Genomic DNA, 12351 nt, shown 5'->3' on the forward strand with positions numbered 1-12351 from the left:
GTTAAGTCCTCCCAATCGGAATTACACAGCCTTCTTTAGCCGAGCGGTTCGCCGCCTCCATTAATCTGGTAAGCTCAACTGCCATTTCAACATTTTGAGTGGCGAGTGTATTATTTTGAATATGATCAACCCATTGATGGAAGGCGCTTTCACGATTGCTTTGCAGGGCTACTTCTTTCCAGCCTTCTTCTTTATCTGTGGATTTGTTCGTTCTAAGAAGAAGCTTATTCTCTGGTGTTCCGTAAAGCAGCGTTCCTTCAGTTCCATGCACCTCGATAGTAAACGGCGAATGACTATTCACGAAACCAGCCTCCACCACACCAATTGCTCCTGAATCCGTAAATAATGTCACTACAGCATTATCTTCCACTTCTTTACCGGTTACATACCCAAAATTAGCACTAACCCCAGTCACATCTTGATCTAAGAAAAGCTTCGCCAAATACATGGGATGACAGCCCAGATCAATCAAAGCTCCGCCTCCACATTGCTCCAAGCTAAAGAAATGATCGGGAAGCCAGCTTTCCGTTGCTCCGTTATGGGATAAGCGAACTCTAACGTAAGTAATCTTGCCGAGCAGCTCCTGACTTAGAATCTCTTGAATAGTTAATGTATAGCCGTCATTTAAACGAGGCAAGGAGACCGTTAGCTTCACTTTGTTCTCGTTAACTTCTGCGATAATTGCGTTAACTTCTTTTAACGTTGGGGCAATAACTTTTTCTGTGAAAATATGTTTACCCGCTTTGGCCGCAGCCATGATTACGTCTCTATGCATATTCGTTGGTGCATCCACGATAACGGCATCTATATCCTCTTGCGCAAGCAGATCATCCAGTGATTCAAAAAAAGGAATATTCAAGCTTTCCGCAGCTTTGTTCCCACGCTCTACGTTTTCGTCCCAAACTGCAGCTAATACGGTATCTTCATGCTCCTGAGCTTGCTTGGTATAATCCCATGCATGCACATGCCAATAGCTGAGCTTACCAATTCTAATGGTCATTTACTTGTGCCTCCCGTATATATGTTATTCTGACATCTGCTATAAAAATAACACATAATAAACAGCTTTTTTAGTAGGAAAATGCGACAAAACATATATAATATTACGACACATAAAATCCGGAGTGAAATACGATCCCTAAAAAAAGAAACCCTTGCTATAAAAGCTAAAGGTTTCTTTATACTTGGCTTAATGGGTTAGTGGCTTATTATATCCTTTGTCATCAAAGGGCCGCAGTTTCTCGAACCACTTCTTTTTCAATAGTTTAAGCTCCCAGCGCACGTCGGTTACGTCTTCTGACTCCTTCTGCTCTAACACCTCATAGCTGAAGGCTTCTGCTCCAAGTTCCTTCCAGTCCTTTTGCAGCTCTGCATTTGCAAATCTGCCCATATCTAATTGCATCTGTATAGTCATCCATTTATTTTTCAGGTTGGGATAGCTGTCAACGAATATTTTCCCGCTTCTTTTGTTTGTAATTTGAATAGCACCCATGTACGTCTTGAGCTGCTTATATTGCTCCTGAAGTTCTTTACGTTTACTTTTGTCCATTATGATTTATGATTCTCCTTTCACAGGCCATTCTGCTAAATTTCAGTACCCCATTTCTTTTAATAAACGGGACAATACCGAAAGCCGTTCTCCGATCATTTCACCATCATCACTAAGCGCCTGAGCGAACAGCTTAATATCATTATCAATCATGGGATTATCTGCACATACAGATACACTCATTGCATCTCCCTGCAGTCCAATACGATCAATCATAGGGCTCTCGGGATCATACATTTTTGGAAAACGATAGGCCTCTTGAAAATACAAACTACTTCTGCAAATCAAAATTGCCAGGTCAAGCACTCTGTGCATTGGCAGCTCTTCGGACTGTCTCGACCATTTGTCCCCTGTATGTCTCCATACCTTTGCTGAGATGTCGACCTTTCCTCTATCGTTCCATTGTGCTAATCCTAGGGACAGACCTTTTGCATCTGTGTCTCCGGCGTAGCGGCCATCAACCTGCTCGTAATTTTCTGACACGACTACAGGTTTATGTTTTAGAGTTGTTGGAATTTTCATGTTAGTCACTCTCCATTTTATGATTTACTAATTTACTCATTTACTAAATTACTAATTTACTAAATCTAAGATTCATATTACCCGGCAAAAGATCATCTGTCAAACGACATTACACCCGTTTTATCCAACAAAACAAAAAATCCCTCTGCGCGTAGCAAAGGGACTGTTATTTTCATGTAAAATATATCTCTAGCTTAAATGATCATTCACATTACAAAACCAAACCATATGGACAGAATCAGGTCCCCAATAGTCTTCTACTACTTTATAAGGCTGCCCAAATTTACGTTGCCACCTGACCTGTGCACGTTTATAACCGCTGTCCAGACAAAACTGCTCTACCCCTTGCTTTTTTAGAAATATCATCATTTCCTTAATTAAGGCTGAACCCACACCTTGGCCCTGATAACTTGGCATAATGTATAGACTGCCCAATTCCCCTATTTCATCTAACTGATGATCCGTGCAGGTTTGAATATCTTCGCCACAAGGTCCAAAGGAAATCGTACCGACAACCTGCTCTTCTATTTTTGCAAGAAGGAAGTAAGGCTCTCCGGTCGTAGTATCTAGTGAAGTCATCACCATTTGCTTTTTATGATCTATTTCACTTTGGATATCGTCTTGTAAATGATCAAGCCCTTCTTTTTCAAAGGCATCTTGGATTGAAGTTTCAAAAACAGAGCATGTGGATTCAAAATCAGCTGGAGAAAGCGTGCTTATGGTCAATTGATTACTCTTATTCATTGATTCGGACACCTCTTCTATTCCCGGCCGGAATTCTTAAAAATCCTGCAATAATATACTATCAGCATTCAGACTGAAAGGTTTATATTCATAGAACTACTTTACTGGAGGTCATCATGAATATATTGTCCTTTCTGATCTATTGCGTTGTCGCTACATTTACACCCGGTCCTACCAATATTGTTATTCTTTCTTCCGTGCAGCATTCCGGGGCTAAAAAATCAATGGGGTATGTATACGGATCCACGCTGGCTTTTGGCTTATTACTTATCCTTTCTACTCTGCTGAACCGTATTCTAGTAGAAATCATCCCAAATATCCTGATCATTATGCAAATCATTGGGAGTTTATATATGCTCTACCTTGCTTATAAAATCTTTAAAATGGGTTCAATGGAAGACCAGCCTGACCCCAATGCCAATTTCCGCTCAGGCGTGCTTATGCAGCTTGTGAATCCTAAAGTGCTAGTATTTACACTAACGGTTATTCCCAACTACGTAATGCCATTCTATACCTCTTCGCTTGCCTTGTTTATATTTGTTATAATTATAACTGTGATCGGATTTTTTGCATTTACGACATGGGTTGTATTTGGGACAATCTTCAGAACATTTATGAAAAATCATCAAAAAGTTCTAAATACCGTGATGGCACTGTTTTTAGTATACTCGGCCATTATGATATCGGGAATCCTATAAAGTCGTGGAGGTTAAGAACGTGGAGAAATTTAACTATAAAAAGTCAGCAGAGATCCTGTCCTTATCCGCCAGCCTTACTGATTTCACCTATAAAAAACATTGCCATGAGGAATATGCACTCGGTGTGACCCTTCGTGGCATTCAGCAATATAATCTTGACGGTAGTTTGCAATCCTCTCATAAAAATGGCGTAATGTTGTTTAATCCAGAACAAACGCATGATGGCAATGCGTATGATAAAGGTGGCATTGATTATGTCATGCTTTATATTAAGCCAACCCTAATGTTAGAGATATTAAGAAAAAAAGAACTCCGCTTCGCCACTCCTATCTTATACGATGACAAATTGGCGCAGTGCATATTAGCCCTAAACCATGCCATTCAGAATGGCAAAGAGGAGTCTTTGTGCAGTGAACTGCTATTCACTCTGGTTCATTTAGTATCCAATACTGAAATAGTTACCGATCGTAGAACGAATAATAAATTTCTCAAAAAAGCAAAGGAAATGATGTACTGCAGTTTAGACCATGTGCTGAAGCTGGACGATCTCTGCACAGAGTTTGGTCTATCCAAATATCAGTTTATTCGCGAGTTTAAGACACATACAGGAATATCGCCCTATCAATTTTTCTTAAATTGCAAGGTAGAGCGTGCCAAGCAGTCCATAGAGAGAACCAAGGATATCTATGCAGCTGTTGTAGATTGCGGATTTGTGGATCTAACTCATCTGAACAGGCATTTTAAAAGCGTGTTCGGAATAACCGCACATGAATACCGGTCACAGCTGTAAGATCTGCCCTCCTACCATTGTCCAGAGCACTTTGAATTCATCATCCAAGAGAACCAGGTCAGCATCCAAGCCAGAGGTGATCGTCCCCTTTTGTTGAAGTTCAAGAATATTGGCCGGTGTAGTTGAAGCCATTTGCACGGCATCTGTGAGCGAAATTCCAGTTTCGACAGTATAACGTAAGGCTTCATTCATGGTAACTGTACTGGAGGCCAGCGTGCCATCTTCCAATCGCGCTATGCCACCAGATACCGTAACCTGATGTCCTCCAAATATATAATTCCCATCCCCTAACCCCATTGCCTGTAAGGCATCTGTGATCAAGACCATTCCTTCCGGTCCTTTCATGGTATGCATCAAGCGGATAATTGCAGGATGCAGATGGACATTATCCACAATAGCTTGCAGGCTCACATGCTTCTCTTCGAAAGCGGCAACCACAATCCCCGGATCTCGATGATGGATCGGCCGCATGCCATTAAAACAATGCGTAACATGACTTGCCCCAGCGGCAAAAGCTTGTTTGGCTTCCTCATATGTGGCATCCGAATGAGCAATCGCAATCACCACTCCCTGTTCTTTCAAAAAGGAAAGAAGCTCCATGCCTCCCGGCAGCTCGGGAGCAATCGTAACCATTTTTATGAGTGATCCAGCTTCTTGGAAAATGAGCTTCATTTCCTCTAAGTTAGGATGCCGCAGATACTTTTCATTTTGCATTCCTTTTCTCTTGGGGTTTAGATAAGGTCCCTCTAAGTGAATGCCTGCGATCTTTGCTCCCACTTCATACCCAATGACACGTTTGACACTACGAATCATCTCTAAAAGATCTTCCATCGTAGAACTCACAGAGGTAGCCAGAAATGAGGTGCAACCAGAAGCTGCACAAGCCTTCGATACTTCTTGAATACTCTCTTCAGTACCGTCCATCATATCAAACCCGTTAGCGCCATGAATATGCACATCTATCATTCCGGGCACTAACAAATGCCCTCCGCCATCAATCCGTTCATACTCACCCTCTGGGATAGAAATATCTCCTGAGTCTATCCTCATCACCTTTCCTTCAGAAATCCATACATTGGCCGCTGAAACTATACTATTCTGAAGCACTACTTGTACATTTTGCAAAATATAAGTCATAAACATTCTCCTCCAGTCGTTATCACTCTTGATTTCGAACCTCTTCAACTTCATCTAGGCACTCAATAACTGTGATGTTCTTCTGATCTAGAACTTCTCTGATCTCGATTGGAAGCTCTCGATTTGTAACTAAAATATCAACGAAATCAAAGTCTAGCCGATAAAAGGATTTAGCATTAAATTTGGTGTGATCCGCTACTAAAATCACTTGATCAGATCTTCGAGCCATTTCTCTTTTTACCCGCGCATCTTCTTCATAAGGATAATAGAGTCCATCAGCACAGATCGCCGATGCTCCAATAAAGGCTTTATCCGCACGAATTTCACTAAGTTTATCGATAATGGAAGAACCATATAACAAGCGGTTTTTCACATTCAAGTAACCACCAAGTACATAAATTAGCAGATCCTCGCGATGGGATAAAATCCCTACATTATCTATCGAGTGCGTGACAACCGTAATATCCTGCGCACTAATTTGTTCTGCAACAAACTGTACAGTGGTCGATACATCTAAAATCACAGTCTCACGATCTTGGATAAGCCCGGCCGCGATCTTCCCTATTCTCTGCTTACTCTCGGATTCATCGATCAAACGATCCTGATAAGATAATAATTCTTTTTGCAATTCAGGTAACGCTAGACCGCCATGCGTCCGAACAACGACGCCCTCTTGTACTAACCTAACAATATCCCGTCGGGCAGTATCTCTTGAGACTTCAAATTGCGTACAGATATCTTGAACACTCATCGATTGGTGTTGTTTCAAATATTCGAGTATTTTTAATAATCGTTCCTCTTGATACATAATGAAATTCACCTCCTAAAGTCATCATAAGTCATTTTATAAGTATTTACAAGCATTTATAAGTTAATAATTAAGTATATATAAGTATTAATGCGTAAAAAAAGACGAAAGCCAGATGCATGTGCATCCGCTAACGCCTTTAAAATGTCTATTCTTTAGGATTCACTTCACAATGTCACTTCACATCGCGGTTCCAGCTCTTCTGTATCTTTCGAATATAAACAATTTGGCCCACATGATAAGCATTATGTGTTGTTACATTTCCGAGAACTTCCCACCATTTACTGTCTGGAAATCCTTGAACATCAGCTTCCAATTGTTCTTTCTTAATCAATTCCTGCCAGTGTAAAAGAACCTCTAAAAGTTGTTTTTGCAGCGCTTCGAACGTTTTCCCTTCTGCAACGACAAAGGTATTATTATTACTATCCACTGGAGGAACCGCCTGAACACTGGCTTCTTTATACCTTGTTTGCCAAGTTTCATTCCAGTAAAGCAGATGCTGCACAATCTCAGCAATACTATTGCTTTCTTCCGTTACCTTCCAAAAAGCTTCTTCTTCACTTAAGTCTTTAACCGCCACTTCAAAGGGCACATACCAACTCGGATCATTCGCATTGGCCAGCAACTGGTTGGCTAGAACATCATAAGCATGAAACATTCTTCCTTCCCCCATTTTCCAGATAAATTATATGCAAATCAAGTACCGCAGAATGTACGATATGGACATGCGGATTCCTCAGGAAGTGCCGAGTATTCCTCTTGTTCAGAGGAGTAGGCGTATGGGTTAGTCAAAGCTTGAAGTAACCTCTCCATCACATCGTAATCTTCCCGCTCTACCGCAGCCTCAAGCGCTTCTTCTACACGATGGTTCCGCGGAATAATCGCAGGATTGCTGCTATGCATCAGCTTCTGTGAAGAGGATTGTGATTCCTGCTGCCTGCTAAGCCGCGCCTGCCATAGCTCATTCCATTGCTTAAATTCAGGGGTGCCAAACAGATCAGCATCTTCCGTTACGCCTAAAGTTAAGGACCGAAATGTATTAGTGTAGTCAGCCCGATATTTTTGCATCAGTTCAAGGAGGGTATCAATCAGAGCAACATCCTCTAACTCTTCGTTAAAGATTCCCAGCTTCGCTCTCATTCCCGTTAGCCAATATTGATAGGACCGCTCCGAAAAATCTGAAATTGCCTCCTCAGCCAGCTTAATCGCCTGTGCCTGATCGTCAGCCAGCAATGGCAAGAGAGTCTCGGCAAATCTGGCGAGATTCCATGCGCCAATCCCGGGCTGATTGTGGTAAGCATAACGACCCTGCTGGTCTATGGAACTAAATACTGTCTCAGGATTATACACATCCATGAAGGCACATGGACCATAATCAATCGTTTCTCCGCTAAGGGCCATATTATCAGTATTCATCACTCCGTGAATAAAACCTACAAGCTGCCATTTAGCAATTAGCGCTGCTTGACGTTCCATTACTTCCCGAAGCAGAACAAGATATGGATTATCTTCCACAGGAGCTTCTGGATAATGTCTTTGCAACGTGTAATCAGCCAGAATACGCAGATCCTCCACAGTCCCCCATGCAGCAACATATTGGAAGGTTCCAACACGCAAATGACTGGCAGCAATCCGGGTCAGAACCGCCCCCGGCTGTTCCGTTTCCCGAATTAGCGACTCCCCTGTAGCTACCACCGCCAAGCTGCGAGTCGTAGGAATCCCAAGTCCATGCATAGCTTCACTAATGATATATTCGCGTAACATCGGTCCAAGCGCTGCCCGGCCATCGCCACCACGAGAGTATGGGGTTCTTCCCGCACCCTTCAATTGAATATCCACACGATCACCTTGAGGGGTGATCTGTTCGCCCAGCAGCACTGCTCGACCGTCTCCCAACATGGTAAAATGTCCGAATTGATGTCCAGCATAAGCTTGCGCAAGCGACAGGGTACCTTCAGGAACTTCGTTGCCGGCAAGAATCCCAAGACCCTCCTTACTCTGTAGTGCGGTGCTATTCAGCCCAAGAGTAGCAGCCAATGGTTCATTAAAAATAATCAGTTCCGGTTTACCCACAGGCGTTGGCTTAATCCTTGTAAACATTGATTCCGGCAGTTGAGTATAACTGTTCGCAAAATTCCAGCCTATATCTATTTTCTCTGTCATATTATCTCCTTTTTATACCCTCAGTCTCTATGCCTTTATTAACTCAGAATAAGTTATGTTAAAATTTAATGCAAATCTTCTCGCAGACCTATGTTTTTGCCGAAGTGTTACAAAGACCGCCCGGCTTCCTGCCATTTTATGCAGGGAACCGGGCGGTCTTAATTATGATGTTCTATCTTGTTTTCAAATTATTTGGAAGCTAATTCGCTCCGCCTTTGGAGAGCATAATATTGAGAATGGTCTTGTCAGTATCCGCCAGCCCTTCCTGAACCAAACGCTCCATGTTGCGGATGGTATCTTCCACCTCTTCGAAAATCACACCATCCTTGGTTGTAGGAGCAATGTTGTTCATAGCCAGAGTGGCTGCCTGGATCGCCGTATTGGTGGAGGTGGAAATCTTCAGCGCACAGGTAGAATTCGCACCGTCACAGATCATGCCTGACAAAGAAGCTATCGTATTCTGTATCCCATGCTTGATCTGCTCAAGACTGCCGCCCATGAGATAAATGATCCCGCTATTTGCTCCTACTCCCCCTGCAATCCCTGAACCACATAATGGGGACAAACGCCCGATATAATGTTTGATGTGCACAGTGACCAGATTGCTCAGTGCAAGCGCCCGAGCTAGCATTTCTTCATCTTTGTCCAGCAATTCCGCCAGAGCTATAACGGGAAGCGTACAGGCGATGCCTTGATTGCCACTGCCCGCAGTTGTCATCACAGGCATTGCACTGCCATCCATTCGAGCATCTGAAGCCGCTGCGGTAGCCGCGATAATTCTGTTCGCTACATCATTGCCGAACAGATTCACCGCAGATTGCTGATTCATTTTCTTACCTACTTGCAAGCCATAATCGCCTCGCAATCCCTCATCAGAGATCGCTTTGTTCATCCGCGCCCCTTCCAAGAGAAAGCTAAGGTCTGAAAAAGGAGCGGTACAGATAAACTCGAATATCTGGTCAACTGAGCCCGCATACTCTTCCGTGTCGGAAAGACCAGGCTTGCCACAGTCGGCTTTTGAATTCCGGGGTGTTATTTTCTCCCCGTCCAGAGCCAAATATTCTATATGGGTGTGCTCTCTGGCAATAATGGCAGTCGCCGTATGGTTCTGCGTAAACAATTGGGCTTCAATATATAATTTCTCAGGAGTGTCCTTTATCTCCACTTTTAGCAGCTTTCTATCCAGCAGGTCATTTGCCATCTTCAACTCAGCCTGCGTCAGACCTGACAGAATTTCCAGCTCCTTGTGAGAACGGCCGACCACCGCTCCAAGGGCTGCTGCGATGGGCAGGCCTGTCTGGCCTGTCCCGGGAATGCCCACTCCCATTGCATTTTTGATAATATTACCGCTGAGATGCAGCTGAATCCCCGTAATTTCTTCCTCGAGAAGCTCTGCCGCCAAGGAGACGGCATACGCAACTGCAATCGGCTCCGTACAGCCTTCTGCCGGCACGACTTCCTTGTGTAAAATTTCCAATAAGTTGCTCATGTATGCATTTCCCCCTTTTCTCTCGCTGTTGGACTTATTTATATATAGTAACTCAGAGAGAAGTTTCAGGGAATCCTTTTTCTTAGGAATCACTCCTTCATCCCCCTAATATAGTGTAGGAAAGAAAGGCGGGATGTACGTGAGTAAGAGGGATGAGCAAGAGCAAAGGGCGATCTTTCTAGCTGCAGTCTGCGGGCAAACCTATACACAATTTTCAAATATAGATGGAGTTTTCGTCATTCCATTAGATTATCAGCTATGTCATCCCATTGAAGCACAATCCTTCAATAATGTATGGGAACGTTTCGGCTTTATTTTGGAGTCTCCACAAGAGATTATTATCGCTTTTCGGGGAACCAGTACGACGACCAATTGGATATCCAACGTCCTCGCTTCACAGGAACGGTTCAAATATCTTAAAGAAGACTCTCTCACCCATCGTGGCTTCACCAACATTTATTCTTCAGCTCGGGACGGCATCTTCTCTGCGCTCTCCAAGCTATCTCCTGACAAGACCTTATACATTACGGGCCACAGCCTCGGTGGAGCGCTCGCCACCTTATGTACCTTAGATATTGCGGCAAATACCTCTTACACCTCACCTAACCTATATACTTATGGTTCCCCACGGGTAGGTGATCCGGACTTCGTTAATATTTTCAAACAATATGTGCGGAAGAGTTACCGGTATGCCAATCTTTTTGATGTTGTAACCTACGCACCTCCACATGTCTATAAGCTCCCCAAACGGGAAAAAAAGTATTATTACAATCATGTCCATACTTTTAACTCACTGTCTTTCCAGAATAGATCTACAAGTGGTAATCACGTAATCAGCAGCTATTTCGCCGAGCTCTCCAAGCTCCAACCGGAATTCGCTCAAGAATTATGTATAACGAACCCTGGATTCTGTCCACTCGTGGCTACGAAAGCAGAAGTATAATGTGAACACAAAAAGAAGGTGCCCAACAAGCCATATGCTGGCCGCCGGAACACCTCTTTTCTTCGTATGATTCGAAACCATCAGCAGTCACAAAGTCACTAACGGACCCCATCGACTCTAACAGCAGTATATTTCCACTTTAAGAATTCCATCGGACTCCATGGCCACTATTGGCATAAAAAACCCGTAATATAAGTCACTTTCTAACGAATAGCTGCACTGGAGTCCGAAACGCTGCCCAAAAGGCGATTATTTAGCAATTAACATCATCTGGGTCCGATACCGGTACGAATGAAACTAGATCAGAATATAAAATAAACTAATACCACACCTAGGACTAACAGAATAAGTGAAACTATGTGCTGTTTCGTATGTTTTAGAAATTTCCAGTCGATAAACGACTGAAATCCTATTGCTACTATTATAACTACAATCCAAAACCACTTCATAACCGTACCCTCTGGGCCATCGGCAATTATTATCACAATCCCCGTAATTAATCCCACAAGTGCAAGTATAAGCTTCCCTTTTATATTAAGCTCATAACCGTCCTCAGGAAGTTTTTCTTTATCCGGGCCAACAATCCATATCCTTAGAAATAGGTTAGAAAAAGCAAGGATTATAAGTATAAGTCCAATTTTCACTTTCGTTCACCTCCACTCTTATATAGAATTCATTCGTATTTATTTCTGATCATTAGTTCTTTGATTTCTCTTAACTCATTTAATATTTCTTTTGATAGTTGTGTACTTCTAGAGTTATCGATGCCTACTTTAATCACGAATATTCCAAGCAACAAATAGATGATTAGCATTACGATGATCCCCAATTCACGTTCACTCCTCTTATTTTTGTATATTTCATTAAAGATATAGTTAGCATTAGATTAATATTATTCCCATGATACCATAATAAGGATATCTAATTAACACTCAGGAGCTTGCCGTTGGCTTGACAAATGATCAGTATATTCGATAAAATATACTATATCTTGATAATCGAGATAATTGATGTGCGAGACTTTTTTTCTATGCGGGAACGCGATTAATCTTAACTGAAAAGAGGGAACACAATGGCAGTACTTATTCTATACGCTACAAAATCTGGAGCAACAGAACAATGTGCAAAAGTATTATCAGAAGAGCTGCCTCAGAGCAAAATTTGCAATATCGAACTAGAAAAGCCAGATATCGAGGCATTTGATAGCATTATTTTAGGAGCAGGAGTAAGAGATGAAAAAATATATAAAGCCATTCGTGACTTTATCAAAAAAAATAAAGATGAGTTACTGACTAAGAAGATGGGCTACTACATTTGCAACGAGAAACCTAAGAAAACCGAAGAATTAATAGAGAAAAATTTCCCTGATGATCTGAAAGAAGCTGCGATTTGTATTGAATCTTTTGGAGGTTATAAGGCCTATAAGGCTCCAAAGGAAGGTACTGATCAGCTCAAGGGGATATCGGTAGATAAAATAAGAGAATTCTCACAAAATTTCAAATAAAAAA

General features: G+C 42.3%; 14 protein-coding genes. 4 read left to right on the forward strand and 10 right to left on the reverse strand.

From position 1 onward, the window contains the following. Position 1 precedes the first annotated feature (1 nt). From MHH50_RS19580 to MHH50_RS19595, 4 genes are all read right to left on the reverse strand, one after another. The gene (locus MHH50_RS19580; RefSeq protein ID WP_076127279.1) at positions 2–1000 is read right to left on the reverse strand and encodes a Gfo/Idh/MocA family oxidoreductase; all 999 of its coding nucleotides are present in this window, start codon (positions 998–1000) and stop codon (positions 2–4) included. A gap of 189 nt (positions 1001–1189) precedes the next feature. Continuing rightward, positions 1190–1549, reverse strand: coding sequence for a GIY-YIG nuclease family protein (locus tag MHH50_RS19585; protein WP_076307666.1), 360 nt, complete (start codon positions 1547–1549; stop codon positions 1190–1192). A 42-nt stretch (positions 1550–1591) separates the two neighbouring features. Continuing rightward, on the reverse strand, positions 1592–2071 hold the full coding sequence (locus MHH50_RS19590) for a DUF6530 family protein (RefSeq protein WP_038572158.1): 480 nt from the start codon (positions 2069–2071) through the stop codon (positions 1592–1594). 189 nt (positions 2072–2260) lie between these two features. Then, a complete protein-coding gene (locus tag MHH50_RS19595) occupies positions 2261–2815 on the reverse strand; it encodes a GNAT family N-acetyltransferase (RefSeq protein ID WP_076307665.1) in 555 nt (184 codons plus the stop codon). 116 nt (positions 2816–2931) lie between these two features. On the opposite strand from MHH50_RS19595, the gene MHH50_RS19600 reads away from it, so the two are divergent. Then, the gene (locus MHH50_RS19600; protein ID WP_076278710.1) at positions 2932–3513 is read left to right on the forward strand and encodes a LysE family transporter; all 582 of its coding nucleotides are present in this window, start codon (positions 2932–2934) and stop codon (positions 3511–3513) included. A 19-nt stretch (positions 3514–3532) separates the two neighbouring features. Next, positions 3533–4303, forward strand: coding sequence for an AraC family transcriptional regulator (locus tag MHH50_RS19605; protein ID WP_076127284.1), 771 nt, complete (start codon positions 3533–3535; stop codon positions 4301–4303). On the opposite strand, the gene nagA is transcribed toward MHH50_RS19605, so the two are convergent. From nagA to MHH50_RS19630, 5 genes are all read right to left on the reverse strand, one after another. Then, positions 4292–5440, reverse strand: coding sequence for an N-acetylglucosamine-6-phosphate deacetylase (nagA, locus tag MHH50_RS19610; protein ID WP_076127285.1), 1149 nt, complete (start codon positions 5438–5440; stop codon positions 4292–4294). The two genes, MHH50_RS19605 and nagA, sit on opposite strands and share 12 nt — an antisense overlap. Before the next feature lie 22 nt (positions 5441–5462). Further along, positions 5463–6248 carry a DeoR/GlpR family DNA-binding transcription regulator gene (locus tag MHH50_RS19615; RefSeq protein ID WP_076218423.1) on the reverse strand — a complete coding sequence of 262 codons (786 nt, stop codon included), beginning with the start codon at positions 6246–6248 and terminating at the stop codon, positions 5463–5465. A 175-nt stretch (positions 6249–6423) separates the two neighbouring features. Then, positions 6424–6906 carry a DinB family protein gene (locus tag MHH50_RS19620; RefSeq protein ID WP_076190662.1) on the reverse strand — a complete coding sequence of 161 codons (483 nt, stop codon included), beginning with the start codon at positions 6904–6906 and terminating at the stop codon, positions 6424–6426. A 38-nt stretch (positions 6907–6944) separates the two neighbouring features. Next, positions 6945–8411 carry a YdiU family protein gene (locus tag MHH50_RS19625; RefSeq protein WP_076190660.1) on the reverse strand — a complete coding sequence of 489 codons (1467 nt, stop codon included), beginning with the start codon at positions 8409–8411 and terminating at the stop codon, positions 6945–6947. A 199-nt stretch (positions 8412–8610) separates the two neighbouring features. Next, entirely contained in the window at positions 8611–9900 is a 1290-nt protein-coding gene (locus tag MHH50_RS19630; RefSeq protein ID WP_076218429.1) for an L-serine ammonia-lyase, iron-sulfur-dependent, subunit alpha, read from the reverse strand. Positions 9901–10033: 133 nt separating this feature from the next. Here MHH50_RS19630 and MHH50_RS19635 point away from each other — a divergent pair, with 133 nt between their 5' ends. Further along, positions 10034–10843, forward strand: a complete 810-nt coding sequence (locus MHH50_RS19635) for a lipase family protein (RefSeq protein WP_076307664.1) — start codon at positions 10034–10036, stop codon at positions 10841–10843. Between the two features lie 302 nt (positions 10844–11145). On the opposite strand, the gene MHH50_RS19640 is transcribed toward MHH50_RS19635, so the two are convergent. Continuing rightward, positions 11146–11487, reverse strand: a complete 342-nt coding sequence (locus tag MHH50_RS19640; protein ID WP_076127294.1) for a DUF4181 domain-containing protein — start codon at positions 11485–11487, stop codon at positions 11146–11148. Between the two features lie 428 nt (positions 11488–11915). On the opposite strand from MHH50_RS19640, the gene MHH50_RS19645 reads away from it, so the two are divergent. After that, on the forward strand, positions 11916–12347 hold the full coding sequence (locus MHH50_RS19645) for a flavodoxin domain-containing protein (RefSeq protein WP_076307663.1): 432 nt from the start codon (positions 11916–11918) through the stop codon (positions 12345–12347). Positions 12348–12351 lie beyond the last annotated feature (4 nt).

Source organism: Paenibacillus sp. FSL H3-0302, assembly GCF_037982245.1.
Classification (GTDB): domain Bacteria; phylum Bacillota; class Bacilli; order Paenibacillales; family Paenibacillaceae; genus Paenibacillus_AQ; species Paenibacillus_AQ odorifer.

Coding starts and splice junctions, on each gene's coding strand:
- MHH50_RS19580 (WP_076127279.1), bottom strand. CDS start 1,000: ATGACCATTAGAATTGGTAAGCTCAGCTATTGGCATGTGCATGCATGG.
- MHH50_RS19585 (WP_076307666.1), bottom strand. CDS start 1,549: ATGGACAAAAGTAAACGTAAAGAACTTCAGGAGCAATATAAGCAGCTC.
- MHH50_RS19590 (WP_038572158.1), bottom strand. CDS start 2,071: ATGAAAATTCCAACAACTCTAAAACATAAACCTGTAGTCGTGTCAGAA.
- MHH50_RS19595 (WP_076307665.1), bottom strand. CDS start 2,815: ATGAATAAGAGTAATCAATTGACCATAAGCACGCTTTCTCCAGCTGAT.
- MHH50_RS19600 (WP_076278710.1), top strand. CDS start 2,932: ATGAATATATTGTCCTTTCTGATCTATTGCGTTGTCGCTACATTTACA.
- nagA (WP_076127285.1), bottom strand. CDS start 5,440: ATGACTTATATTTTGCAAAATGTACAAGTAGTGCTTCAGAATAGTATA.
- MHH50_RS19615 (WP_076218423.1), bottom strand. CDS start 6,248: ATGTATCAAGAGGAACGATTATTAAAAATACTCGAATATTTGAAACAA.
- MHH50_RS19620 (WP_076190662.1), bottom strand. CDS start 6,906: ATGTTTCATGCTTATGATGTTCTAGCCAACCAGTTGCTGGCCAATGCG.
- MHH50_RS19625 (WP_076190660.1), bottom strand. CDS start 8,411: ATGACAGAGAAAATAGATATAGGCTGGAATTTTGCGAACAGTTATACT.
- MHH50_RS19630 (WP_076218429.1), bottom strand. CDS start 9,900: ATGAGCAACTTATTGGAAATTTTACACAAGGAAGTCGTGCCGGCAGAA.
- MHH50_RS19635 (WP_076307664.1), top strand. CDS start 10,034: ATGTACGTGAGTAAGAGGGATGAGCAAGAGCAAAGGGCGATCTTTCTA.
- MHH50_RS19645 (WP_076307663.1), top strand. CDS start 11,916: ATGGCAGTACTTATTCTATACGCTACAAAATCTGGAGCAACAGAACAA.